The 24,548-nt window shown below is 57.3% G+C and carries 18 protein-coding genes; 10 read left to right on the top strand and 8 right to left on the bottom strand.

Annotation, left to right across the window (positions count from 1 at the left end; genetic code table 11):
• Window positions 1-486: 486 nt before the first annotated feature.
• The 3 genes from hpf (at window position 487) to ACVW0C_RS09390 (ending at window position 3,140) form a co-directional block, all read left to right on the top strand.
• On the top strand, window positions 487-1,059 hold the full coding sequence (hpf, locus tag ACVW0C_RS09400; RefSeq protein WP_011434101.1) for a ribosome hibernation-promoting factor, HPF/YfiA family: 573 nt from the start codon (window positions 487-489) through the stop codon (window positions 1,057-1,059).
• 12 nt (window positions 1,060-1,071) lie between these two features.
• Window positions 1,072-1,812, top strand: coding sequence for an urease accessory protein UreF (locus ACVW0C_RS09395; protein WP_457385092.1), 741 nt, complete (start codon window positions 1,072-1,074; stop codon window positions 1,810-1,812).
• A gap of 134 nt (window positions 1,813-1,946) precedes the next feature.
• Window positions 1,947-3,140, top strand: coding sequence for an RNA-guided endonuclease InsQ/TnpB family protein (locus ACVW0C_RS09390; protein ID WP_457385116.1), 1,194 nt, complete (start codon window positions 1,947-1,949; stop codon window positions 3,138-3,140).
• Here the strand turns inward: ACVW0C_RS09390 and psbV2 are convergent.
• Both psbV2 and psbV read right to left on the bottom strand, forming a co-directional pair.
• Window positions 3,112-3,582 carry a photosystem II cytochrome PsbV2 gene (gene psbV2, locus ACVW0C_RS09385; protein WP_238376794.1) on the bottom strand — a complete coding sequence of 157 codons (471 nt, stop codon included), beginning with the start codon at window positions 3,580-3,582 and terminating at the stop codon, window positions 3,112-3,114. The genes ACVW0C_RS09390 and psbV2 overlap by 29 nt on opposite strands.
• A 26-nt stretch (window positions 3,583-3,608) precedes the next feature.
• Window positions 3,609-4,151, bottom strand: coding sequence for a photosystem II cytochrome c-550 (psbV, locus tag ACVW0C_RS09380; RefSeq protein WP_457385090.1), 543 nt, complete (start codon window positions 4,149-4,151; stop codon window positions 3,609-3,611).
• Window positions 4,152-4,481: 330 nt separating this feature from the next.
• Between psbV and ACVW0C_RS09375 the strand changes: the two genes are divergently transcribed.
• Window positions 4,482-5,369: a hypothetical protein gene (locus tag ACVW0C_RS09375; protein ID WP_414343577.1), complete on the top strand. Its 888-nt coding sequence runs from the start codon at window positions 4,482-4,484 to the stop codon at window positions 5,367-5,369.
• Between the two features lie 10 nt (window positions 5,370-5,379).
• Here the strand turns inward: ACVW0C_RS09375 and ACVW0C_RS09370 are convergent, their stop codons facing one another.
• Both ACVW0C_RS09370 and ACVW0C_RS09365 read right to left on the bottom strand, forming a co-directional pair.
• Window positions 5,380-6,621, bottom strand: a complete 1,242-nt coding sequence (locus ACVW0C_RS09370; protein WP_457385089.1) for a hypothetical protein — start codon at window positions 6,619-6,621, stop codon at window positions 5,380-5,382.
• A gap of 71 nt (window positions 6,622-6,692) precedes the next feature.
• Window positions 6,693-8,543, bottom strand: a complete 1,851-nt coding sequence (locus ACVW0C_RS09365) for a M61 family metallopeptidase (RefSeq protein WP_457385114.1) — start codon at window positions 8,541-8,543, stop codon at window positions 6,693-6,695.
• A 305-nt stretch (window positions 8,544-8,848) separates the two neighbouring features.
• Here ACVW0C_RS09365 and ntcA point away from each other — a divergent pair, with 305 nt between their 5' ends.
• Window positions 8,849-9,523 carry a global nitrogen regulator NtcA gene (ntcA, locus tag ACVW0C_RS09360; RefSeq protein WP_457385087.1) on the top strand — a complete coding sequence of 225 codons (675 nt, stop codon included), beginning with the start codon at window positions 8,849-8,851 and terminating at the stop codon, window positions 9,521-9,523.
• 238 nt (window positions 9,524-9,761) lie between these two features.
• Window positions 9,762-11,045, top strand: a complete 1,284-nt coding sequence (eno, locus tag ACVW0C_RS09355; RefSeq protein ID WP_011434092.1) for a phosphopyruvate hydratase — start codon at window positions 9,762-9,764, stop codon at window positions 11,043-11,045.
• Here the strand turns inward: eno and ACVW0C_RS09350 are convergent.
• A complete protein-coding gene (locus ACVW0C_RS09350) occupies window positions 11,042-13,105 on the bottom strand; it encodes a prolyl oligopeptidase family serine peptidase (protein ID WP_457385085.1) in 2,064 nt (687 codons plus the stop codon). The two genes, eno and ACVW0C_RS09350, sit on opposite strands and share 4 nt — an antisense overlap.
• A 455-nt stretch (window positions 13,106-13,560) precedes the next feature.
• Here ACVW0C_RS09350 and treZ point away from each other — a divergent pair, with 455 nt between their 5' ends.
• Window positions 13,561-15,387, top strand: coding sequence for a malto-oligosyltrehalose trehalohydrolase (treZ, locus tag ACVW0C_RS09345; protein WP_457385112.1), 1,827 nt, complete (start codon window positions 13,561-13,563; stop codon window positions 15,385-15,387).
• A gap of 62 nt (window positions 15,388-15,449) precedes the next feature.
• Here treZ and ACVW0C_RS09340 read toward each other — a convergent pair whose 3' ends face one another.
• From ACVW0C_RS09340 to ACVW0C_RS09330, 3 genes are all read right to left on the bottom strand, one after another.
• The gene (locus tag ACVW0C_RS09340; protein WP_457385083.1) at window positions 15,450-15,839 is read right to left on the bottom strand and encodes a hypothetical protein; all 390 of its coding nucleotides are present in this window, start codon (window positions 15,837-15,839) and stop codon (window positions 15,450-15,452) included.
• A gap of 299 nt (window positions 15,840-16,138) precedes the next feature.
• Window positions 16,139-17,665: an NAD(P)/FAD-dependent oxidoreductase gene (locus tag ACVW0C_RS09335; RefSeq protein WP_457385082.1), complete on the bottom strand. Its 1,527-nt coding sequence runs from the start codon at window positions 17,663-17,665 to the stop codon at window positions 16,139-16,141.
• Window positions 17,666-17,684: 19 nt separating this feature from the next.
• Entirely contained in the window at window positions 17,685-19,007 is a 1,323-nt protein-coding gene (locus tag ACVW0C_RS09330; RefSeq protein ID WP_457385080.1) for a four-carbon acid sugar kinase family protein, read from the bottom strand.
• A gap of 208 nt (window positions 19,008-19,215) precedes the next feature.
• Between ACVW0C_RS09330 and phoU the strand changes: the two genes are divergently transcribed.
• From phoU to ACVW0C_RS09315, 3 genes are all read left to right on the top strand, one after another.
• A complete protein-coding gene (gene phoU, locus ACVW0C_RS09325; protein WP_457385078.1) occupies window positions 19,216-19,857 on the top strand; it encodes a phosphate signaling complex protein PhoU in 642 nt (213 codons plus the stop codon).
• A 67-nt stretch (window positions 19,858-19,924) separates the two neighbouring features.
• The gene (locus tag ACVW0C_RS09320) at window positions 19,925-22,210 is read left to right on the top strand and encodes a ribonuclease R family protein (protein ID WP_457385076.1); all 2,286 of its coding nucleotides are present in this window, start codon (window positions 19,925-19,927) and stop codon (window positions 22,208-22,210) included.
• Window positions 22,211-22,409: 199 nt separating this feature from the next.
• Window positions 22,410-24,548: AAA family ATPase (locus tag ACVW0C_RS09315; RefSeq protein WP_457385074.1), on the top strand; the 2,139-nt coding region annotated here is incomplete at its 3' end.

Genomic DNA, 24,548 nt, shown 5'->3' with positions numbered 1-24,548 from the left:
ACCAACTCAAAATTCAAAATCCAGCTCAGGAAGATTTTTAGCAGGCTAGATCTGTCTATGGGTTTGATGATAGATTTGGCTTTTGACTGAGGAACTTGCAACTTAAACTCTAAAAAACCTTTCCCAAAGACACTCAACACAGCCAATAGAAGTGCATGTCTTGCAGGGCGGGGATCCCGCTTCTCTACAGAGCTCCTGCGATTCGGGAAAATCTGGAATTCAACATCTCTGAAACATTAAGAGAGCCTAAATTTATTCTTAACCTCTGGCAGAGATCCTTGAGCGAGATGTTAACCTAGACTTAACCCAAGAGGTTAGTGCCACTCCCAAAGCCGATCTGCTCACCCTTGATGACAGGGCTCCATTTTTGCCAATTAAAGGGCTGACGTCGCCTGTGAGCTGGGATCGCTTTCCAGAGTTAGAGGGATCCCGGGTGGGGATGAGGCGCTATCTCAGGTATAAACCGACATGACTGGGAGAGTCCTCATGACTAAGCTTGTGATCCAAGGGAAAAACGTCGAGATTACCGACGCCATCCGCAGCTACGTTCAAGAAAAAATTGAGCGCGCTGTCAGTCATTTTGCCCAGATCACCAGTGAGGTTGATGTCAATCTATCGGTAGCCCGCAACCCCCGTATCAGTGCCAGCCAATCTGCCGAAGTGACCGTCTACGCCAATGGCACCGTGATCCGGGCGGAAGAAAGCAGCGAAAACCTCTATGCCAGCATCGACCGTGTGGCCGACAAGCTGGCCCGCAAGTTGCGCAAATACAAAGAACGGAACGGCATTCACCGCGTCCGCCACACCCCCAAAACCTCCGTGGCAGTGGCCCAGCAGCCCGTCACCGATCCGCTAAATACGGAACGGCAAGCGGAGTTACCGGCAGAGGTGGTGCGCACCAAGTACTTCGCCATGCCACCCATGACGGTTCAGGAAGCGTTGCACCAGTTGGAGCTGGTGGATCACGACTTCTACGTTTTCCGCAATATCGAAAATGGCGAGATCAACGTTATCTACGTCCGCAACCACGGTGGCTACGGCCTGATCCGCCCCCGCTAAAGCTTCGCGAAAATGCGTGGTGAATTTTCCCCCCGACTTGCTTCTCTAGGATCCAGCGGCGCTTTCTATCTGTTGCTACAACTTACCGATTCTGCTCTGCCGATTGGGGCCTATTCCCACTCCTGGGGCTTGGAAGCTGCCGTTCAAGCGGGTCAACTTCGCGATCGGGCTGGGGTGCAGCAATATCTGCTGGGGGTTTTACACATGGGCCTAGCCCCCACCGAGGGCAGAGCCTGTGCCTTGGCCCATTGTCTGTCCCGATTGGGAGCCGAGTCAGGAGTGGAGAAACTGCAGCAGCAACTGCAAGCAACCCGTTGGGCGGCAGAACCGCGCCAAGCCAGCTTGGATTTGGGCAAACGCCTAGCTCAACTGGCAGAACGCACCTGGGGAATCTCCGTCCCCAAAGCAGAGGGGGATCCACTGCATCATTCCGTGGTGTTTGGCTGGATCTGCGCTCAGGCGGGCATTGGGTTGGAAGATACCCTGCGTGCCTTCTTGTTCTCCTCCCTCACTGGGCTGGTCTCGGCAGCGGTGCGTCTGGTACCTTTGGGGCATACCGAGGGGCAAAGCCTATTGGCTCAGTTGTACGAGCCCATCGAGGCAGTGGTACACCAAGAGATCCTGCCGGTTGTGAAGCGGGCCGAAAGGCCAAACCTCTCCCCCAGCTGGCCGGCTTTGGGCAGCTTCACCCTCCTACAAGAACGCGATTGTCAAGTCCACCAACAGCTCTATTCCCGCCTTTTTCAATCTTGAAAGCCGTCAACCCTCACCCCTAAACCCTTCTCCCAGAGGGAGAAGGGAGTTCAGCTAGAAATCGCAGGAGCCCCGCACTGTACCCGTAGGGTCAGTGCCGGGAGGAATGCGCTTTGATGAAGTACAATGGACTTATGAGCCAAGTCCTGACCATATCCTGTAAGCTCAAGGCGTTCCCGTCACAAGCCGCCAAATTGGACGCGACGATGGATGTCTTTGTGCAGGCATTGAACTGGGTCAACCAGAACACGCCGGAGAAGATCGTCAACGCGGTCAAGTTGCAATCCCTTTGCTACTACGAGATTCGAGCTCGGTTCGGCTTGTCCAGTAACTTGGCTCAACAGGTGTGCAGACGGGTGGCGGGCGCTCGCAAAGTGGCGAGACAGCGCAACCGTCCGGTTAAAGAGTTCAAGCGTAGGTTCGTTACCTACGACGCGCGTATCTTCTCATTTCGCGAGAAAGACTGGACGGTGTCACTAACCACGGCTGAAGGGAGAGAGCGCTTTGAACTGGCCATTGGCAGCTACCAGAGGGGAATGCTGGCTGGTTCTAACCCCAAATCGGCCACCCTAGTCCAGCGGAAGGACGGCTCCTACTACATCCAGATTTGCGTAGAGAAAAAACCACCCAAGCAACAAGATACCGACAGGGTGATCGGGGTGGACTTGGGCAGGACAGATATTGCCCATACGTCAGAGGGGGACAACTGGAATGGACAGCAGTTGAACAGAGTCCGAGACCACTACTCCCGGTTGAGGGCGGTACTCCAACGCAAAGCCAGTAAGGGCACACGCAGTTCGCGGCGCAGATGCAGAGAACTGTTGCAACGGCTGTCTGGCAAGGAGAGACGCTTTCAAGTGTGGGTCAATCATCGCATCTCCAAAGCTATTGTCTCTAGGGCAAAAGCTACCAACAGCGCTATTGCTCTGGAAGACCTGACAGGGATCCGGAAAAGAGTCAATCAACAACCCCGCAGCAAAGCTGAGCGGCGTAGGACCAACAGTTGGGCGTTCTACCAACTACGTCAATTTCTGGAATACAAGGCGAGGGTTGCAGGGGTTTCTCTGATTCTTGTGCCGCCTGCCTACACGTCGCAGACCTGCCACCGGTGTTTGCACATCCATCCCGACCCTGCGCAATCCTATCGCAGTGGCAAGTCGTTTAAGTGTGGGCACTGTGGATGGGAAGGGGATGCGGATTTGAATGGTGCGAATGTGATTGCGCTCTTGGGGGCTGTCGTAAACCAGCCTAGAGGTCCGGGCCTGTTTTGTTCTCTGGTAGAGCAGAACAGGCTCAGGGCTACTGAAAGCCCGCTCCGTACCGCTTAGCGGTCGGAGCCGGGTAGTTTACGGCTTCGTCGTCCATCCAGGAAGGGGGTACAGGTCGGCATCCATAGCTGGAATCCGAGCCATCGTAGCTGCGGGGATCCCGCTGGTACTCCATCAAGGCTTGAAGGGTATCTCGGGGTGGAGTGGCACCGCGCAAGTCCTTCAAAGAGAGGGAAATGTTGGGAGCCGGCAAAGTGGCACCGCCCACATGACAATTCAAACAGGCGGACTGAAAACGATTTTTGCCGTCCGTGAGCTGCTCTGGGGTAAAGGTGAGGGTATGCCCTGCGGCATCTAGAGGCAATTCCACAGGGCCACTCACCCGCAAATACTGGTTCACGTAAGGATCAATGCGGGCAGCCACCGGACTGGCCAGCCCCAGCCACAACAAAGCTAGGATCCCGACCCAGGCCCAGAGGCGAGACGGGATCCGCCATCTCATAGGCAACTTCTGATCCAGATGGGGCATTAGAGATAGGCTGATAGGTCGCTGTGGCTTTCGCTCTTGGTACCACCCCAGCCGGGAACGGTCTTTGCCTGCACCAGAATGTAGCCCGCAATCAGCTTCAGATCCTCGTCGGTGAGGTTGCGCAGACGTGGATACTCACTGGTGAGCTGGGTGTTGGGGTGATACTCCAACAGAGACTCCACCCCGTCATAGGTGACTGGATTCTTGATGTAATCCACAATCGCCAGCACATTATCCCGTGGGGGAGTTGCCCCCTCCAGATCCGAAAGCTTCAAGCTCACATCCGGGTTGGGATAGGTCTGGCCGCCCACATGGCACTGGGCGCATGCGGTTTTGAATAGCTTCTTCCCTTTGGCCAACTGGGCTTCGGTAAAGGTAATAGACTCAGTTGGCGACAGAGCCACTGCAGGAATATCCCTAGCTGCAAACACTGGAGCCAGACCCCAGCCAAACCCAGCCATCAACGCAGCCAACAGCAGGACAAGCAACCGACGACGCGCTGGCGCAAACACCTTCTGAAAAGAAAAAGCTTTGCTAAACATGGTTCTCCGTAGATCAGCCTAGAAAGAGGAGAGGTGGGCTCCACTCCAGCCACAAACCCGACAACAGGATCAAGAATAGACCATTAAGAGATCATTTGCAGATGGGATCCGGGATAGTTTCCCAATGGTTCCATTTGCCTTTGGTGTTAAGTTTGATTACGGAGCTATGGCCTGTTGGGAGTCTGTTGGCCGAGAGCTGACTTGGCCACAGCCCAGTCGAGAGAACTGAGCAGGTAATGAGCAGGTAATGCAGGTAATATAGAGCTTGGCTTGCTTGCCTGGCAACCTCAGAGCAGGAGAATACGGCAGACTCCGTTCCAGGTTTTCCCCATGTCCTCTATCCGATTCCAGCCGTTGCGGGTGGCTTTCACCTGTGCGGATCCCAGTCAAGTGCAAATGCCCGTTGCCGATTTGCTGGCGGCCTTGCCGGCCTCACCGCTTCTGACCTACACAGACCCGGAAGCAGCGGACTTGCGGGTAGAGCTGTTGCCCGATGCCACTTATCACTTTTACCGGCGGGGGGAAGAGGTGGCTCTGGCGGCCTTCCGGATCCCGGTGAAGAAGCTACTGGCCCTGCCTCGCAAGCTGGTGCGGCTGTTGGAGCACGTGGCTGCTTTTGGTAATCTTTTGAACCTGCAACCTGCCAGCGATGCGCTGAGCAGCATCTTGGAAGTGGAATTTCTCCAACTGGAAACCCCGGCCAGCAGCTCTGCCCCTGCCGAAGTGAGCCCCCTGCCGCGGGATCCCCAAGGGAAAGTGCAAATCCAAGCAGGCCGCAACCTGGCCATTGCCTTGAGAAACAGAGCCCCCACTCCAGTGCATGTTTATGTCACCGTCTTTGACGAGCGGCGGTACAGCGTGGATTTGGTTTACCCCTATCAACCAGATCTGCCTGCCCGTTTACGCCCCAACGAGAGCCTGCTGATTGGCTCTGGCCCCCGCTACCTGCTGCAGATGCAGCTGCCAGAAGGAACAGACGTAGCGGTGGATCGCTTCAAAATCTGGGTCAGCAGCACCAGCATGCAGCCAGGCATTATGGTGATGCCCCCTCTGGGGCAACGGCTGGAACCTCCCTCAGAAGATCCCTACGGGGCCGGATCCCGCCTGGATCGGGAAGTCCGGCTGGCCATTCTGGGCAAAGCAGGCAGCACTCCCATGCCAGCTTTTGCGGAGGATCCCTGGTGGTGTATGGAACAAGCTGTCAAGATTGTAGCCTAGCTAGCTTTTGTCAGGTGCTCTTTCGGACATGACTTTTCAGAATTTTGATAAAGGTCGGCTCAACATCGTCAACGCCGATTACTGACAGCTTATAACTGGAAGACAGGCTAATTTTCTTATCCTGATCAACATCAGTCAAGACTACAAAAGCCTGATTCTGCTGAAGACCAAGACTGGAAGCCAACCTAGAGTACTTGTCTATACTTTCATGATAATCACCCGTTTTGGATTCTACCCAGTAAAACTTATCATTGACATAAAAGAATAAATCTATTTCAAAATCATTTCCATCCGGCAAAGTAACTTGAGTATTCATGATGTAAGAAAAACTGATCTTTTTGCCTTGCTGACTGGCAATCTTTACTAGCTTTTCTTTGACATATCGCTCCAGCCATCCTCCTGATAGAAAGTTCAATGCATTTGGGTCTCTGCTCGGCTTTGCTTCTATAGATCTAGGAGACTTCAAATAATGGTACTCCTCCAAGAAGGCGATACTATAGAGCATATTCGCAAGTTGGCAACTATCTGATACTACCTGGTTTGGCTCGTCTTTCAGAATCAGGGAGAAAGCCTCTCCTTCGTTCATGTTTGACTTTATCGACTTGTAGAGTTTTCTAATTGAATAATATCTATCTCCCATAAAGTTGGATATCTGATTTAGCTTGCTGTTCAGTTTGCTACCAACCCTACTTGCTTCCTTGGTTTCCAAGCTTTTAATTCTTATTCCTTTAGACCACAGAAACAGAAATAAAGCTAACCTCAACTTATCACGGCTGATATGATCAATGACTTCCTGGGAACTTTCCTCAAGCGCTTTGACAACAGCAACTTCTTGTGAGTCCCAACTTACTGCTTGATTTGTCGCTCGATTTTCCAGAATGGCTAGCTGATTGTTCAGTTGCTGGCCATGTTCGGCCAACTTTACAGATATAGCTTGTAGAAGGTCTCTGCCCCAGTCCTGTAGCAAGCTTTGCTGGCTGTCAGCAAGGCGAAATTTAAACTCTTCAAGGGTAGCTTGGACGGCCTGTAACTTTTCCTGTAACTTTTGAGAAATCTTGTCTACCAATCCTTCGCTCAACTTGATGAGTGCTTTGTCCGGGTTGTTGAGTTCTTGGCTGCGTTGGCTTAGCTGCGAAGATATATCTCTGATAATCTCTCGTTTCCAGATTTCCAGTTTAGGACTGGCCCCATACTGGCGAGCAACGTAAATGCCTACCGAGAAACCAACAGCTGCCCCAATCAATAAGTCCATCAGATACTCCTGTCCTCTGCTGCTGTTACTTTTCTTTCCAGTTAACTGGATTACCTGCTTGCCTCAACATGCTAGGAGGAGATAGGTGAATTTTCAAGCAGATGGGGACCTGCCTCTGACCGAAGCTGGGCGCCGACAAGGGATCCCAGCCAGCCTTGCTGAAGAGCTTCTTGAGCAGGAGTCAGCTCAGGCAATACCTCCAACGTGTAGACATCGGGCCGAGGGGGATCCAACGGGATCCAAAAGTGTTTCAACTGGTCCGCTTGAAAGACGCTTAAACAGATGATCTGGTGGGGCTGATAGGCTGTCAAGCGTTCCGCCAAGTTGGCAGCGCTCACCCTGAACCCATCCAGGGCCACCAGCTCATCGCCGGCCCAGATGCCCGCTTTTTGCGCCGGGGATCCCATCTCTACTGCGCTGATGCGATTGCCCTCGCCGTTGAAATTGAGGCCCAGGTATGGGATGGGGTTGGGGCGGCTGAAGTGGGCTTTAAGGGTGAGGCCAAAGGGGTGTAGGTAAGTGTTGTAGTCTAGCTCTTCCGTGCCTTCCACATAGGCTGCGAAAAACCGGCCAAGATCGGCACCGGCTGCCCGCTCAAACGCCTCCCGCAAGTCTTGGTCGCTGTAGCCCTTCCCTGACCGACCAAAGCGCTGCCACAGATCCTGCAAAGCTGTATCCAGGGATCCCCGACCGCCGGAAAGGTGACGGATGTGCAGATCCAGCAGCCAACAGACCAAAGCCCCCTTTAAGTAATAAGAAACCTGGCTGTTGAGGGTGTTTTCGTGGGGGCGGTAGAGTTTGATCCAGGTATCGAAGCTGGACTCCCGCAGTGATTGCACGGCCCGGCCCGGAGTACGCTGCAAGCGACCAATCTGTTCGGAAAGAACTTTTAAAAAATCGCCGGCACTGAGGATCCCTGCCCTCAACAAGATGACATTTTCGTAGTAGCTGGTCGCTCCCTCACAAAACCACAGGCATTCCAGATAATTTTCCTGGTTGTAGTCGATCTTTTCCAATGCCAGAGGACGCAGACGCTTGACATTCCAGGCATGAAACAACTCGTGGGCCAGCAAAGACAAAAAGCGCCGATAGGACTCCGGCTGATGCAGCTCCAGCCCAGAGTAAAGAAGGGTGGTGCTGTACTTGTGCTCAAGGCCACCAAATCCTCCCGGCGACAAATGCACAATGAACCAGTAGCGGTCGTAGGGTAGCCCACCGAAAAACGCGGCTGTGGTTTTGACAATCGCCTTAGCATCAGCGACAGCCCGCTCTACATCCAGAGTGCCCGCCCCCCAAACCACAAAGTAATGGGGGATCCCTTCCACCTCAAACGATTGCACTCGATGTGGACCCACCTCCACCGGGCTATCCACCAGCTCGTCGTAGTCTTCCGCCACAAAAGACTGGCCGGAAGTGGGATCCTCAGAAGGAGAGGTCAAGGGCCGCAAACTGGTGGCGATGTGCCAATCGGGCTTGGGGGGGATCACCGTCAAAGTGTAGGGTTCCCGCTCGCGACCGGGCACGTAGAGGAAGAGCGCTGCCCCGTTGAAATAGGCGTGGGTCAAATCCAGATGGTTCGTGCGCACCGTCAGCTCATAGGCATAGACCCGGTAGCACACCTTCACGGCAGAACAGCCCGGCGGATCGATCTGCCAGGTGTTCTTGTCCACCTTCCGCCAGGCCAAAGGGATCCCTTGCTCAGTTGCCGCCTGAAACTCCTGCACATGACGGGCATATTCCCGCACCAAGTAGGATCCCGGCGTCCACACCGGCAGTCGCAGCCGCAAAGGCACCTCTGGATCCACCTCTTGGATCTGCAGTTCCACCTCCAGCAGGTGATTGGCCGGATCCGGCATCCGCACTGTGAAATGCTGGCGGCTCAGTTGAGAAGGTGCAGCAACGATAACCTCTGGGATCCCCATAGATAGATAGATAGAATGTTCCAACCCACTCCACTCTCTACCGCCAAGGGCCGACGCAACCCCCAGCGACAATGGCTCTTATCCTAACCCCTGCTTTCGGTTGGGGATCCCTTTCTGGGGCAAAAACGAGACTCAAAAATGTAGCGCGTGCTACAAAGATACCTAGGCAGAACCTTCTACTTTAGGGTAAATCTTGGTATCCTCGTAGATTCTGAAGTCAATGGGTTGCAACCTAGCCTAATGCTTCTAGATTGATCTTAGTAGGTTGATCTTAGGTATAAACTGACCTTAAAAGGTTGATGAGTATGGCGGTGGCCGTAGCGGAAAAATCTCTGATCACAGCCTTCAAGCAATTGGGAGGCCCTCACCATCCTCCGGTTATCGAAACGTTCGAGCGCGGGAAGACCATTTTTTTTCCAGGGGATCCGGCGGAGCGGGTTTACTTTTTGGTAAAGGGAGCCGTTAAGCTCTCGCGGGTCTACGAAATGGGGGAGGAAATCACCGTCGCCCTCCTACGCGAAAACAGCATCTTCGGCGTGCTCTCCTTTATCACAGGACAGCGCTCTGATCGCTTTTATCACTCGGTGGCTTTTACGCCTACTGAGTTGCTCTCTCTGCCGATCGAGCAGGTGGAAAAATCCTTGCAGGAGAACGCCGAACTGGCCATGTTGCTGGTTAAAAGCCTGTCGTCCCGCATTTTGCAAACGGAGATGATGATCGAGACACTGGCTCATCGCGACATGGGATCCCGTCTGATCAGCTTTTTGTTGATCCTCTGTCGCGATTTCGGAGTGCCTGGCCCGGATGGGGTCACCATCGATCTCAAGCTGTCTCACCAGGCCATTGCCGAAGCCATTGGCTCAACCCGCGTCACCATCACCCGCCTGTTGGGAGAGCTGCGCAAGAAGAAGTACATCTCCATTCACAAGAAAAAGATCACCGTACACGACCCGATGCGGCTGAGCCATCGCTTTGCCTAGAAGGAAGAGGAGAACACTTCCTGAGCAGCACCTTGCCCAGGCAAACCCCGCTCGACGGCTGGTTGAAGCTCTGGCCGGCCTATGTTCAATCTACTGCTGCAGCCTTGAAGAATCTCTGTGCCCGAAGGACAGACTTAAAGTTTTCTGGAAGCTGACCGGATCCCGGGCAAGAATCCACTAGTCTATGTGGGGATCTGGCTTTGGCCAGAGCTATCTAGCCAATTGCTGAGGTGTAACTGTGGAAACGGCCATCGAGTGGATTACCGCCCATGAGATCCTCGACTCGCGAGGGCGTCCCACCCTAGAAGCCCTGGTGGGTCTAGCCAATGGGGCGACGGGCTTGGCGCAGGTTCCCAGCGGCGCTTCGACCGGTACCTTTGAGGCCCATGAGCTGCGGGACGGGGATCCCAAACGCTACGGCGGTAAGGGTGTGCTGAGGGCGGTGGAAAACATCCTTGGCCCCATCCAGTCGGAGCTGCAGGGAGAAGATGCCCTCAACCAAGCCCGTATTGACCAGTTGCTGATCGACCTGGACGGCACCCCCAACAAGTCCCGCCTGGGGGCCAACGCCATTTTGGCAGTTTCTCTGGCGACAGCCAAAGCGGCTGCGGAAGCAGTGGGCTTGCCTCTTTACAAATACCTGGGGGGGCCCTTTGCCAACCTGCTGCCGGTGCCGCTGATGAACGTGCTCAACGGCGGCGCCCACGCCGACAACAACGTCGATATTCAAGAATTTATGCTTGTGCCCATTGGAGCGGCCAGCTTTCGCGAGGCGCTGCGCTACGGGGCTGAGGTGTTTGCGGTACTAAAACAAGTGCTGCAGCAGAAGGGGCTGTCCACCGGTGTGGGGGATGAAGGGGGGTTTGCTCCTGATCTCGACTCCAATGCGGCGGCTTTGGATCTGCTGATGACGGCTATTGAACAGGCAGGCTACAAACCGGGAGCAGATATCGCCTTGGCCTTGGATGTAGCCGCCAACGAGCTGCTGCAGGATGGGCAATATCACTTTGAGGGCAAAGCCCACAGCGCGGCTGATATGGTGGCTTACTACCAGCAACTGCTGGCCAACTATCCCATCCTTTCCATTGAAGATGGGCTAGCGGAAGAAGACTGGGCCGGTTGGCAAGCCATGACCGCTCAACTGGGATCCCGGGTACAGCTGGTGGGAGATGACCTGTTTGTAACCAACCTGACCCGCCTGCAAAAGGGTATCGACAGCGCCGCCGCCAACGCCATTTTGATCAAGCCCAACCAAATCGGCACCCTGACGGAGACCGTCTCGGCCATCCAATTGGCAGTTCAAGCCGGCTTTCGCACCATCATCAGCCACCGCTCTGGCGAGACGGAAGACACCACCATTGCCGACTTGGCGGTGGCCACCCGTGCCGGGCAGATCAAAACCGGATCCCTCTGCCGCAGCGAGCGCATTGCCAAGTACAACCAACTGCTGCGCATCGAAGACGAGCTGGGGGAAGCGGCAGTTTATGCCGGTCGGGTGGGCCTGGGTCCTAGAGCTCGCTAACTTCCCGTTCCGTCCCAGGGGATCCCTAGCACCTGCACCAAAAAGGCCCAGCGGTCGGCAGCTTCCTCAATCAGCTTGCTGGTGGGCTTGCCGGCCCCGTGCCCTGCCTTGGTGTCGATGCGGATGAGGATGGGCTGGGATCCCCCCTGGGCTGCCTGCAGGGCAGCGGCAAACTTGAAGCTGTGGGCGGGCACCACCCGGTCGTCGTGATCTGCGGTGGTGATCAGGGTGGCGGGATAGGCAGTGCCGGGCTTGAGGTTGTGCAGAGGGGAATAGGCGTAGAGGGCCTTGAATTCCTCCCGGTTCTCCGGGGATCCGTACTCGGAGATCCAGGCCCAGCCGATGGTGAACTTATGAAAGCGCAGCATGTCGAACACCCCCACTGCCGGCAGGGCCGCTGCAAACAGCTCCGGCCTCTGAACCAGGCAGGCCCCCACTAAGAGGCCGCCGTTGCTGCCGCCAGAGATGGCCAACTTGGCGGGGTTGGTGTAGCCATGGGCTATCAGCCACTCAGCAGCGGCAATAAAGTCGTCGAACACCTTTTGCTTGTTGAGCTTGGTGCCCGCCTGGTGCCACTCTTCTCCGTACTCGCCGCCGCCGCGCAAACTTGGCTGGGCATAGACACCGCCCATTTCCAGCCAGGCCACCAGACCCACTGAAAAGCTGGGGGTAAGAGAGATGCCAAAGCCGCCGTAGCCATACAGCAGAGTGGGGTGATCCCCTGTCCGAGCCAGGCCGCGGCGGTGGACAAGAAACATGGGGATGCGGGTGCCATCTTTGCTGGTGTAGAACACCTGCTGCACCTCGTAGGCCTGGGGATCGAAATCCACCTGGGGCTGACGGAACAGGGTGCTGGTGCCGCTGGTGAAATCGTAGCGGTAGATGGTGGGTGGGGTGGTGAAGCTGGTGAAGGTGTAGAAGGTCTCGGTGTCGTAGCGCTTGCCGCCAAAGCCGCTGGCGGATCCCAGCCCGGGCAGCGGAATTTCCCCCAGGTAGCTACCGTCTAAAGCAAAGGTCTTGATCTGGGTGTGGGCGTCTTTGAGGTAGAAGGCCACAAACTGATTGTTGATCAAGCTAACCCCCTGCAGGGTCTCCTCCGCCTCGGGGATCACCTCCTGCACCTGGTCGGGCTGCTCCAAGTCAATCGCCACCAGTCGCCGCCGAGGAGCTTGGCAGTCCGTCAACAGCCAAAAGCGGGATCCGTCGTTGCCCACGAAGCTGTATTCGGCCTCAAACTCGCGGATGAGCTCTACTACAGGAGACTGGGGATCCCGCAAGTCTTTGTAGAAGATGAGGTTTTTGGGATCCGTGCCCCGCCAGACGGAGATGATGAGGTAATTCCCATCTTCAGTAACCCCGCCGGCAAAGCCCCACTCTTTTTGGTCGGGGCGGTGATAGACCAAGACATCTTCTGACTGGGGGGTGCCCAGGCGGTGGTAGTAGAGCTTCTGGAAGTAGTTGGCGCTTTCGTATTCGCTGCCGGGGGCCGGTTCGTCGTAGCGGCTGTAGAAAAATCCTTGCCCGTCCAGCGTCCAGCTTACTCCCGAGAACTTAATCCAGCGCAGGTGATCCGGCAAATCCTCGCCGGTTTCGATGTCCCGCACCTTCCATTCTTGCCAGTCGGAGCCGGAGCGGGAGAGACCATAGGCCAGATACCGCCCATCACGGCTGATGGCAATGCCCGATAGAGCCACCGTGCCGTCTTCCGAGAAGGTGTTGGGATCCAGCAAAACCCGCGCCTGGCCCTCTAGACTTTCTTGGGTGTAGAGAACGCTCTGGTTTTGCAGGCCGTCGTTTTTGAAGTAGAAGTAGCGGCCCCCTTCTTTGAAGGGCTGGCTGTATTTTTCATAGTTCCAGAGCTGGGTCAGGCGTTCTCGGATCCGCTGCCGGGCTGGGATCTGCTGCAAGTAGTTAAAGGTAAGGTGGTTTTGCGCCTCAATCCAGGCCCGCGTCTGCTCCGAATCCAGATCCTCCAGCCAGCGGTAGGGATCCGGCACCGGCTGCCCGTGGTAGATGTCCACAACAGTGGGATCGGGATAGCTGGGCGGGTAGTTGAGCATGAGACCTAAGCGCTAGAGCATGACTCTAGTCAATAATAAGCTCAACTATACTGAAAATAATGTATAATATGTTCAGTACGGATTACTACCAGTTGATCTTTCTGTTTACTTTCGAGTCTGCCAACATGGTAGCCAAAGCAAAGCAGAAAATTGGTAGTAAGACGACATGGAAACTGCGCTTTGGGTATTCTACTCAAAGCTTTGCGGGATACCGCCATTCTGTTTGGACTCCGTCCCGCTAACGCGAATGGAAACAAACAGAATGCTATCGCTGCATAGTTGAACAGTGATGTTCAGCAGTGTTCAGCGTAAATGTATCAGACCCATTCCACTATGGCAGAGGAGAAGCCAAAAACCCACTCTCCGGCTTTTGCCAGGCATGCTCGCTATAGTGGAAGCCGAGTTGCGGGATAGATTCTGTGTTGCAGGCTTCTCCTTTCTTCCAGGCCGGGCGGATGGGCGCCTATCCCCTGGGCTCAGGCTGCTATCACTTCTCGGTGTGGGCGCCCTTGGTTGAGCAGGTGGAGCTGAAGCTGCTCAGCCCTGTCCAACGTTGCTTTACTCTAGTGCGGGATGAGCAGGGCTATTGGCAGGGGGAGGTGGACGGGATCCCACCTGGGCCAGTGGACTACCTCTACCGCCTGCACACCTCAGCAGGGGTAGTGGAGCGGCCGGATCCCGCTTCCCGCTGCCAGCCCTACGGCGTCCACGGCCCTTCGCGGGTGGTGGATCCCCGCTTCGACTGGCAGGATCAAGGGTGGAAGGGGATCCCCCTGTCTCAGTGGATCCTCTACGAGCTGCATGTAGGCACCTTTACCCTCGAGGGCACCTTTGCTGCTCTGATCCCTCGCCTGCCGGAGTTGGTGGAGTTGGGGGTGAATGTGCTGGAGCTGATGCCGGTGGCCCAGTTTCCAGGAGAGCGCAACTGGGGCTACGACGGTGTTTATCCCTACGCGGTGCAGACCAGCTATGGAGGAGCGGCAGGCTTCAAAGCCCTAGTCAATGCCTGCCACCAACTGGGTTTGGCCGTCATCTTGGATGTGGTCTACAACCACCTGGGGCCGGAGGGGAACTACCTGCGGGATTTTGGCCCCTACTTCACCGACAAGTACCACACCCCTTGGGGGGATGCCCTCAACTTCGACGACTGCCATTCCGATGGGGTACGGGAATTTTTCCTGCAAAATGCCGAGTACTGGCTGGAGGAGTTTCATCTCGATGGGCTGCGGCTGGACGCGGTGCATGCCATCTACGACTTCAGCGCCTACCCCTTCTTGCAGGAATTGGCAGAGCAGGTGGATGCCCTAGAAGCTCGCACTGGCCGGCCCAGGGTTCTCATTGCCGAAAGCGACCTCAACGATGTCCGCCTCATCACCCCCCGAGAGCAAGGGGGCTACGGGCTAGATGCCCAGTGGTGCGATGACTTCCACCACTCACTTCACACCCTGCTTACCGGGGAAAAGACAGGCTACTACCAGGACTTTGGCGAATTGGAGCACCTGGCCAAGGCTTACCGGGAGAGCTACGTTTATTCTGGCCAGTACTCCTGCTACCGCGCCAGGCGTCACGGCAACTCCGCTGTTGGGCGACCGGGATCCCAATTTGTTGTCTGCATTCAAAACCACGACCAGGTGGGCAACCGCATGTTGGGAGAGCGCCTCAGCCAGCTCACCTCTTTCGAGGGCCTCAAGTTGGCTGCCGCTACCCTGCTGTTGGCCCCCATGCTGCCGCTGCTGTTTATGGGGGAAGAATACGGGGAGGTGGCCCCCTTTCTGTATTTTGTCAGCCACGGGGATCCCGATTTGGTGGAAGCGGTACGACAGGGACGCCGCCGCGAGTTCAGCGCCTTTGCCTGGCAGGGAGAGCCGCCGGATCCCCAAGCTGAAGAGACTTTCCTGCGCTCCAAGCTCAATTGGGACTTGAAAAAGGCCGGTCACCACCAGGTTCTCTGGAAGTGGTACCAGGCCCTGATCCAGCTGCGCAAAACCCAACCGGCTCTCCAGCACTTGGAGCGGGATGGAGTGGAAGTGGAGCTCTTTTCCAACTCTGGCCTAGCTCTGCACCGCCGCCAGGGATCCCAGGCTTTGCTTGCCCTTTTCAACTTCAGCCCCAATCAGGCGGTCACCTATGCCCATTGGCCCGGCGGCACCTGGGAGAAGCTTTTGGATAGCCACGAGGCCCAGTGGTTGGGAAAGGGATCCCAACTGCCGGCAGAAAGCCAAGGGGATCCGGTTGAGGTACTGGGCTATGGGGTGGGCCTCTATGGTGCTTTGCACCGCTAACGCAGATGGCTGCGGCCAGAAGGGAAATCTCGACCGCTCCAGACCTGGCAAACGGAAACGGTCTAGCCGATCTTCGCGCCGCGGAAATAGAGGGAGTCAGGCAAGGGCCTGCGGGCGAGGCTGGGATTTCGGGAAGGTTTGCTCACCGGTTGGCCGCGATAGGTCAGCTTGGGCTTGGCAGGGTTGCCCGTAGGAGCAGCCTCTGGTTGGGACTGCACGGGTACGCCCGGCGACAGTTGAGCCCACACTTCCGCGTGATTCTCAAACTGCACCACAATGCCAAGAAATCCCCTTTCAATGTCGGCGCGACAGGCAGATATCGCGTCTTGGGCGCGTTTGTACACTTGCCGACGGGCGTAGAAGTGATTCTGAAACTTGATCACCTCCACCAAACCCTGAGGAGTCGAAGCCCAGAAGCCACTGTCTGTATCGCTGTAGTCGAGAATAACCATGGCTAACTCCTACACTGACGAGTGGATGGATAAAGAATTCCCAACTCTTCCACTATGGATATCAAACGTCATGAAACGTAATGGTGAGCTTGATCACATTGACAATGTTTCGATATCTCTTGAGTGTCTTGATTGCAGCTATGTTGAATTACAGTAGTGCAACCGCTCCTTGGCTCTCAACTTTCCTCTTCCTAATGAGATAAAAACTGCGAGTTAGGGCCTCGGCGGTGCAGATTGTCAGGGGAACGTCTCAAGCTCGTTCAAAGCCCCTATTTTCAGATAGAATATCTACAGAATCACTATGGAAATAACTTGTAATCTTGACCGCAGCCGTAGCGCCAAGCCTCGCGGCGCCGCTTCCAGAAGTAGTCCTGGGGGTTGGTTTCCGGCTCCGGGCGATCTGTTAGCCTTTGCAGCAGCTCGTAGAGGCCAAGGGCGCCAAAGTGGCCCGCCCATGCCACCAGCTCCGGCAACCCCAACCGAGGCAAAAGTCTGGCTACCAAGCTGGGATCCCGACGCGTCACCCCCCACAGGGCCTGGGCCAAGCCGCCAAACTGCACCACATCCTGCAAAAAGGGCTGCACCACCTGGGGGCCAGCGGCAACCATGGCCGCAAACACCCTGCTCAACAGGCGGTTAATGCTATTGGGATCCCAACTTTTGTTCTGCAGAGGGGGAATCATGGCCTTCTGAAATAGCCAGGTCACGGCCAAGTTGGGCTGGTAGGGTTGCAGCAGGGCCAGGGCTGCCTGGTTCAACTGCCGTTGCGCCAGGGCCTCGTGGATCCCCTGCTGTAGGCGATCCAGGTGGCGCAACATGGCGCCAAAGCCGCCAAAGCTTAGAGGGGACTGGCTGCCACTGCTATCCCCCACCGCCAATAGGCGATCCCAGGGCAGTTGCAGCGGACTGCGGCGGTAGGCGGGGAAAACGCCACATAGCTTGCGCACCCAGCGGATCTGGGCCAGCTCCACCCCCTGGTAGGCTGGCAGCAGCCGGCAGTAATCCCGCCAGAGCTGCTCTAGACTAGGCCGCCGGGGATCCCGGTCGCAGTAGGTAAAAAGATAGGTGGTGCGCCCATCGCGGGCGGGGAAGGCTTCCCAAAAGGGCTGGTAGCCATTCTGGGCCGGGGTAAAGCTGTAGAAGAGATCCCCGCTGGGTTGGTCTGGCAGCCCTTGGGCACAGGATCCCACCACCAGACAGACGCTATCTGGCGGCTGCCCTTGGCGAGCCTGGGCCGCGATGGGCGAGCGGTGCCCCATGGCATCCACCAGCAGTTGAGCACGGATCTGTCCCTTGGTGGTCTGGAGGCAGATCCCATCGGGGTGAACGGTGGCACTTTGAAAGGCAGTCTGCTCCCACACTTGGCCCCCCCAGGCCAGGAAATGCTGCTTGAGGAACTCCAGGAGGCTGACTGGATCCACGCCCACATTCAGCACTCCCTCCACCCACCAGTGGGGGCCCTCCCCAAAGCCAATCCGCCCCCTCGGGTAGTGGGTAACCTGGACTGCCTCCCACTCGGGCGGGGTAAGCAGCTCCAGCTCTAACAACACCTGCAGCTCCTGGCGTGAGGTGTTCCACTCCTGCTCCCGCCCCCGCAGGATCCCGCGCTCCAGCAGGATCACCCGCCAGCCCCGCTTGGCCAAAGCCGCTGCCAAGAAGATCCCCAGGGTGCCACCGGCAATGACAACATCCACCTCCCAGCTGCCCAAGCTCTGGGAAGCCTGCTGCACGACTGTCGGCGGTAACTCCCTCCGCCTCTGCCGCAGGGATCCCCACCAGCGATCCAAGGTGGGCAGGGCTTCTGGCGGGGGGACGAATTCAGCCATCGGCAGGAGGAACTTCACTCTAGACCAAGCCCCGACTTTTGAGGCGACGATGAATCAAAACCAGCGTATCCACCTCGCCGACATTGCCCGGAAACAACACCACCGGCAGGTTGGGAAAGCGGGGATGATCGGACGGGGTGATCACCATCGAGATCCCAGGGTAGACTTGCCCCAGCAGACGCACCGCCGGCAAGTTGAGGCCAACGCTGAGGGTGTCGTTGGAGGTGATGCCGCCCTTGCTGATGAGATAGCCAATTCCCGGCGGCAACCCCTGCACCACGCCCATCAACAACCGCGAAACCTTCTGCCCAAAAGCCAGGCGCCTTTCCACGGAGCCCTTTTCAAAAGTCAGTTCCTCCCGGCTGGTGTAGACCACCGGCGTCAGACCCTTCTCGTAGGCGCTGTGAACTTGGGCCAGGATCCCTGGCAGCAGCTCCGCGTCGGGATCCAATAGTCGCCTCACCTCCACCTCGATGCCTTGGGTTTCAGGCTCCTGCAGAAGGCGGGCCAACTGCTGGCTGGACTTTTGCACATGGGATCCCACAATCACCACCCCTGGTTGAGAGGAGCGAACAAACTGCCCCATCTGTTCCGGGGGAACGGGCTGTGGCGGCAACTGGGCCAAAGCCGTCAGGAGGCTGGCGGCGCTGCGGAACAAAAAGCGCTTCCCCTGCTCTATAGCCGCCCAAACATCCTGGGCAAAGCGATCCAGATCCGCCTGGGTTTCTCCATCCACCACACAGCAGACATTCCCCTCCAGACTCAAAAGCCGCTCCAGACAGCCGGCGCGAATCTGCTCTAGGGTCAATCGCTCCACCTGCTCAGCCCGGATCCGCCCCTGGGTTTTCTCCTGTACATAAGCGGGTAAATAGCTGTGGTGGTAGGCAAACACCGCATCCCGAGCAAACTCCGTCTCATGCACCGGGATCCAGCGGCCCTCCACCCGCAGGTAATGGGTGCTCTGCCGCGTGATGCGCCCTCCCTCAAAAAAGGCCGGCACCAGAAAATGGGCATCAAAAGGCCCCAGCTCTGCTGCCATCACATCCGTTTCCAGGGGGTAATGCCCCCGCAAAGTCGAGTCGGAGCGGCTGACGAAAATAGCCTGCTCACATCCCAGCTCCGCCATCACCTCCTTCAACGCCCCACATACCGACCGCGTCACCTCCGCTGCCTTCGCCGGGGGCAAAGCCCGAGTATTGGTGAGGATGAAGCGAATCGGCGAACGATCCTGCAACCCCAGCTTCAAAGTCTGCGGATCCCAGCGGGTGAGGAGCAGGCAACTGTGAACGGTTTGGGATCCGGTGGGATCATCGTCCAACACAACGATAGGGGGGAGAGCCATGAGACCGTCTCAATGACAAAGCAACCCGAGAACTCCAGACAGACGAATCCCCCTCAGAGGGCAACCGCTGTTCTCATCTTCGCCTAAGTTGGCCATCTTCCCTGCCCCTATTCCAGGCGAAGTTTGCCATGATTGAGATCAGCTGGCTCTGGTGATCCAAAACAACTGCAACCCTTCCCCCCCCTGCCCACATCCATGGGAGAAAGCCATGGGGCAAGCTGAGCTGCAACTTCAGATTAAGCGGATTCAGCAGGACGTGCTGCGTATGGGGGCATTAGTGGAAAAATCGGTGGTCTTGGCCCAGCAGGCCCTGTTTGAACAGAACTTGGCCGCCGCCGAACAGATAATCGCCCAAGACAAGCAAATTGACCGTTTTTATCGTCAAATCGAGAAAGACTGTATTAATTTGATTGCCTTGCGCTCCCCGGTGGCGCGGGATCTGCGCTGGATCAGTACCCTGATGCAACTGGTACGCGATCTGGAGCGGATTGGCGACTACGCCAAAGATTTGGCCGAAGTGGCCCTGCGCTTGGTCATGTACCCGCCGCCGCCGGAGCTGGGCCGCATTCGCGTGATGATGCAGCGCTGCCAGAAAATGCTCAGCCACAGCCTGGTGGCCCTGACGGAATTGGACGCCGACCTGGGCCGACAACTGAAGCGGGAAGACGACGCCGTTGATGAAGATTACACTAGCCTTTACAATACGTTGGCGCAGCAGTCTGACATTCGCGGATCGGTCGAGCCTATTCTATTGATGTTGCTGGCGATCCGTTACCTGGAGCGTCTGGCCGACCACAGCACCAACATCGGCCAGCGGGTTGCCTTCATTGTCACCGGCCAGCGTGACTAATGCCAATGGGTTGGGTCTTGTGATGTCTTAACCCCTCTTCTTCTCTCCTCTTTTGCCAATACCCAAAATGGACTTCTCTCGAATTTTTCAGCATTTTCTCTCTCAGCCTCCCGATCAATTGACCGACAAAGATACTCTTCTTGCCCTCTTGCAGTCCCCCGACCCAGAAGCGCCGGAAATGCTCGAGATTGCCCTAGATGGCCTGGTGCGGGCCGGGTTTCTGGAACGACTAGGGGATCCCCCTCGCTATCGGCGCAAGCCGGACGAATCTTTGGTGGTGGGGCGTTTGCGCTGTTCCAGCAAAGGCTTTTGCTTCGCCATTCGGGACGAGCCGGGGGTGGAGGATGTGTACATCCACGGCAGCAACCTCAGCGGCGCCTGGAATGGGGATCAGGTGTTGGCGCGGGTCACCAAAGATGGCAACCGTCGCCGCAGCCCTGAGGGAGAGGTGGTGGCCGTTGTGGAGCGGGCCAATTCTGCCCTGGTGGGTCGCCTCAAACAGACGGAACAGGGTTTTCGGGTGGTGCCCTTGGACGACCGGCTGCTGTTCGAGCTGGCCCTGACGGAGGGATCCCCTGTCGAGCTGGCGGAAGGTCGGGTGGCCTATGTGGAGGTGAATCGCTACCCGCTGGGGGATCTGCCCCCAACCGGAACCATTCGCAAAATTTTGGGCGACGGCCCAGAGGCCTCCATCGATGCAGATTTGGTCTGTTGCAAGTACGACCTACCGCAGGAGTTTCCCGCTCCAGTGTTGGAGGCAGCAGCAGCTCTGCCCAAAAAGCTCAGCCGCTCTGACCAAAAGGGCCGCCGCGATCTGCGCGATTGGTTTTGCATCACTTTGGAGCCTTTGGATCTGCAGCATCCCCACGGCTTGGAACCCAACGTGGCTGTTTCCTTGCAGCGGCAAGAGAATGACCACTGGCTGCTGGGGATCCACATTGCCGACGTAGCCCACTGGCTGGATCCCGACCACCCCTTGGAGCAAGAGGCTCAGCAGCGGACGGCCACCGTCTACCTCGATACGATGGTGCTGCCTCTCTTTCCGCCGGAGGTGCACAACCGCCTGGCTCTGTTGCCACAGCAGGAGCGCTTGGCCTATTCACTGCTAGTGACCCTCGACCCAGAAGGGGTGGTACAAAACTTCGAGATTTACCCCAGCCTGGTGCAATCGCGGGCTCACCTGTCCTATGGTCAGGTGCAGGCTCTTTTGGCCACCACCGCCGACTTGGGCCCCGACGAAGAAGTGCCGGAGTTGATGGCCCTGCTGCAAAACCTGCTGCGCCTTAGCCAGATCCTACGGGCCAAACGTCACCAGGCGGGGGGATTTGACCTGCCCCTGTTGGATTTGCTCACTCCCCACTCTGCGGACGAAAGCGGCTACGGCCCCCTCTTGATCAGCGATCGCCTCGGCGCCCATGCCCTGATGACGGAAATTCTCCTGCTGGCCAACCAAATCCTGGGCCACCATTTGCGCCAGTTGGGGATCCCTTCTTTGGCCCGCGTGCAGCCTGCCCCTGCCGCCGAGGCCCTGCAGAGCTTTTTGCGCCTGGCCAATGCCATGAAGCTGGATCTGAATTTGCAAGATCCCGCTGTCGTAACTCTGGCGGACTGGCAGCGGATTTGTGCCCGCATCACCGCTCCCGATGTGTTGGCCTCTGGCGCGAGCCCGGCCTTGGTGGCGCAGATGCTGGCCACCTTGCCCCCGGTCGAGTATCGTCTCCAGCCTCTGGAAGAACACCTGGGCCATTTTGGGTTGGGCCTCAAAGAACCCTACGCCACCTTTACGGCCCCCTTGCGCCGCTATGCCGACTTGCTCAATTTGCGTGCTCTGCACCTGGCCCTGAGCAAAGGACGCGATCGCCGCAGCCCTCGCTCCAAAACTGTGGTGGATCTGCACGGCCCCAGCGGCTACGGCCAAATCGACTGGCAAGTGTTGCCGCCAAAGGTGCAGGAGGAATGGCAGGCGTTTCTCCAGGCGCAACTGCCCAAAATTCAGGAGGGGTACCGGATCCGGCAGCAGGCGGAACGGGAGCTGATGGGCCTGAAGCGCTCTGAGTTCATGCAAAAGCACCTGGGAGAGGTGTTCCCCGGCCTAATCATCGGTGTCCAGAACTACGGCTTTTTTGTCCAGGTGGATCCCATCTTGGCGGAAGGCTTGGTGCGGGTCAGCACCCTGAAAAACGATTGGTACGAGTACCGCAGCCGTCAGCAGGCGCTGGTGGGACGCAAGAGTCGGCGCCAGTTTCGCCTGGGGGATCGGGTGGAGGTGCAGATTAAGAACGTGGATTACTACCGCCAACAAATTGACCTGGCGGTAATCGGGGAAGGCCGTCCCTACGAAGAAGAAGAATAAGGCGGGGATCCCTCCATGGATCGCAGCTGGAGAGGACGGTTGTTGCGAACTCTGGCTCTGGCAAAATAGGCGATACCTAGATCAGGAAGATCCTACCGGAGCTTCCGGCACCCAGCTCTACTGCCCCGAAAGAGTCCAGGGTGCTCCCTGTGTCTGTATTGCCTTCCTATACTGAGTAGCAAAGCTCTGCCGAACTCCTATGCAGCCCACCAATCCCAACCAATTTACCGAAAAAGCTTGGAGCGCCATTGTCCAATCCCAAGATGTGGCCCGGCGGCACCAGCAGCAACAGTTGGAAACCGAGCATTTGCTGATCTCCCTTCTGGATCAAGAGGGGGGGCTCACCCAAACCCTCCTGCAACGGGCAGGTATCGATCCGAGGCTGGTGCGGGATAAAGTGGAAAGCTTCATCAACCAGCAGCCCAAGTTGGCGCGGGTGGATCAGCTCTACTTGGGTCGCGGCCTGGAAACCACCCTGGATCGGGCCGAGGAGTTTCGCAAAGAGTACGGCGATGATTTCATCTCGGTGGAGCACTTGTTTTTGGGATCCCTGCAAGATGAGCGGGTGGGCAAGCGGGTCTTGGCACCCCTGGGCCTGACGGTAGAGCGCCTCAAACCGGTCATCAAAGAGGTGCGAGGCAAACAGCGGGTCACCGACAAAAACCCCGAATCCCGCTACGAAGCCCTGGAGCGCTATGGCCGCGATCTCACCCAGGCGGCCCGCGAAGGGAAGCTGGACCCGGTGATCGGGCGAGATGACGAGATCCGCCGCGTCATTCAGGTGCTCTCCCGCCGCACCAAAAACAACCCCGTCCTCATCGGCGAACCCGGCGTGGGGAAAACAGCCATTGTGGAGGGCCTAGCCCAGCGCATCAACCGGGGAGATGTGCCGGAGTCTCTGAAAAACCGGCGAGTCATTGCTCTGGACATGGGCGCTCTCATTGCCGGGGCCAAGTACCGCGGGGAATTTGAAGACCGCCTCAAAGCTGTGCTCAAAGAGGTCACTGAATCCGAAGGCCAGATCATCCTCTTCATCGACGAGTTGCACACCGTTGTCGGCGCCGGGGCCGGCGAAGGGGCCATGGATGCCGGCAACTTGCTCAAACCCATGCTGGCGCGGGGCGAGTTGCGCTGCATCGGCGCCACCACCCTGGATGAATACCGCAAGCACATCGAAAAAGATGCGGCCCTAGAACGCCGCTTTCAGCCGGTGTACGTGGATCAGCCTTCGGTGGAAGATACCATCTCCATCCTGCGCGGCCTCAAAGAGCGCTACGAGCTGCACCATGGGGTCAAAATCAGCGACTCCGCCTTGGTGGCGGCAGCGGTGCTCTCCAACCGCTACATCTCCGAGCGCTTCCTGCCCGACAAAGCCATCGACCTGGTGGACGAGGCGGCGGCCAAGCTGAAGATGGAGATTACCTCCAAGCCCGTCGAGCTAGACGAGATCGACCGGCGCATCATGCAACTGCAGATGGAGGAGCTCTCCCTGAAAAAAGAAGATGATGCTGCCTCTAGAGATCGCCTCAGCAAAATTGAGCAGGAGCTGGCCAACCTGACGGAGCGACAACGGGAGTTGAATGCTCGCTGGCAATTTGAAAAAGAGGCTATCGAACGCCTGCAAAGCCTTAAAGCCGAGCGGGACGCCGTCAAGCTTCAAATCGAACAGGCTGAACAAAAATATGACCTCAACCGCGCTGCCGAGCTCAAGTACGGCAAGCTGATGGAATTGGAGCGGCAAATCCAAGAGCAGGAGGCTCACCTGGCCAAGCTGCAGACCAACGGCGAGCCGCTGCTGCGGGAGCAAGTGACTCCTGAAGATATCGCTGAGATCGTCTCCCGCTGGACCGGGATCCCAGTCACCAGCCTGATGGAGTCGGAAAAGCAGAAGCTGCTGCGCCTGGAAGCCCATTTGCACCAGCGGGTGGTGGGCCAAGACGAGGCGGTAGCCGCCGTAGCGGCAGCCATTCGGCGCGCCCGGGCCGGCATGAAGGATCCCAATCGCCCCATCGGCTCTTTCCTGTTCATGGGGCCCACTGGCGTGGGGAAAACCGAGCTGGCCCGTGCCTTGGCGGAGTTCCTCTTCGACACTTCCGAGGCGATGGTGCGCATCGACATGTCCGAGTACATGGAGAAGCACTCGGTCTCTCGTCTAATCGGAGCTCCTCCAGGCTACGTGGGCTACGAAGAAGGCGGGCAGCTCTCCGAGGCGGTGCGGCGACGCCCCTACTCGGTGGTGCTGTTTGACGAGGTGGAAAAAGCCCACCCGGATGTCTTCAACATCCTGCTGCAGGTGCTGGACGATGGCCGCATCACCGACTCCCAAGGGCGGACAGTG

This window comes from Thermostichus sp. OS-CIW-26 (genome assembly GCF_054058395.1).
The sequence above is the reverse complement of the archived record's forward strand: the minus strand, read 5'-3'. Positions and strand labels throughout refer to the sequence as shown.

What these genes read in the sequence shown, in the direction of transcription:
- hpf (WP_011434101.1), top strand. Translation starts at nt 487, where the DNA reads ATGACTAAGCTTGTGATCCAAGGGAAAAACGTCGAGATTACCGACGCC.
- ACVW0C_RS09395 (WP_457385092.1), top strand. Translation starts at nt 1,072, where the DNA reads ATGCGTGGTGAATTTTCCCCCCGACTTGCTTCTCTAGGATCCAGCGGC.
- ACVW0C_RS09390 (WP_457385116.1), top strand. Translation starts at nt 1,947, where the DNA reads ATGAGCCAAGTCCTGACCATATCCTGTAAGCTCAAGGCGTTCCCGTCA.
- psbV2 (WP_238376794.1), bottom strand. Translation starts at nt 3,582, where the DNA reads ATGAGATGGCGGATCCCGTCTCGCCTCTGGGCCTGGGTCGGGATCCTA.
- psbV (WP_457385090.1), bottom strand. Translation starts at nt 4,151, where the DNA reads ATGTTTAGCAAAGCTTTTTCTTTTCAGAAGGTGTTTGCGCCAGCGCGT.
- ACVW0C_RS09375 (WP_414343577.1), top strand. Translation starts at nt 4,482, where the DNA reads ATGTCCTCTATCCGATTCCAGCCGTTGCGGGTGGCTTTCACCTGTGCG.
- ACVW0C_RS09370 (WP_457385089.1), bottom strand. Translation starts at nt 6,621, where the DNA reads ATGGACTTATTGATTGGGGCAGCTGTTGGTTTCTCGGTAGGCATTTAC.
- ACVW0C_RS09365 (WP_457385114.1), bottom strand. Translation starts at nt 8,543, where the DNA reads ATGGGGATCCCAGAGGTTATCGTTGCTGCACCTTCTCAACTGAGCCGC.
- ntcA (WP_457385087.1), top strand. Translation starts at nt 8,849, where the DNA reads ATGGCGGTGGCCGTAGCGGAAAAATCTCTGATCACAGCCTTCAAGCAA.
- ACVW0C_RS09350 (WP_457385085.1), bottom strand. Translation starts at nt 13,105, where the DNA reads ATGCTCAACTACCCGCCCAGCTATCCCGATCCCACTGTTGTGGACATC.
- treZ (WP_457385112.1), top strand. Translation starts at nt 13,561, where the DNA reads ATGGGCGCCTATCCCCTGGGCTCAGGCTGCTATCACTTCTCGGTGTGG.
- ACVW0C_RS09340 (WP_457385083.1), bottom strand. Translation starts at nt 15,839, where the DNA reads ATGGTTATTCTCGACTACAGCGATACAGACAGTGGCTTCTGGGCTTCG.
- ACVW0C_RS09335 (WP_457385082.1), bottom strand. Translation starts at nt 17,665, where the DNA reads ATGGCTGAATTCGTCCCCCCGCCAGAAGCCCTGCCCACCTTGGATCGC.
- ACVW0C_RS09330 (WP_457385080.1), bottom strand. Translation starts at nt 19,007, where the DNA reads ATGGCTCTCCCCCCTATCGTTGTGTTGGACGATGATCCCACCGGATCC.
- phoU (WP_457385078.1), top strand. Translation starts at nt 19,216, where the DNA reads ATGGGGCAAGCTGAGCTGCAACTTCAGATTAAGCGGATTCAGCAGGAC.
- ACVW0C_RS09320 (WP_457385076.1), top strand. Translation starts at nt 19,925, where the DNA reads ATGGACTTCTCTCGAATTTTTCAGCATTTTCTCTCTCAGCCTCCCGAT.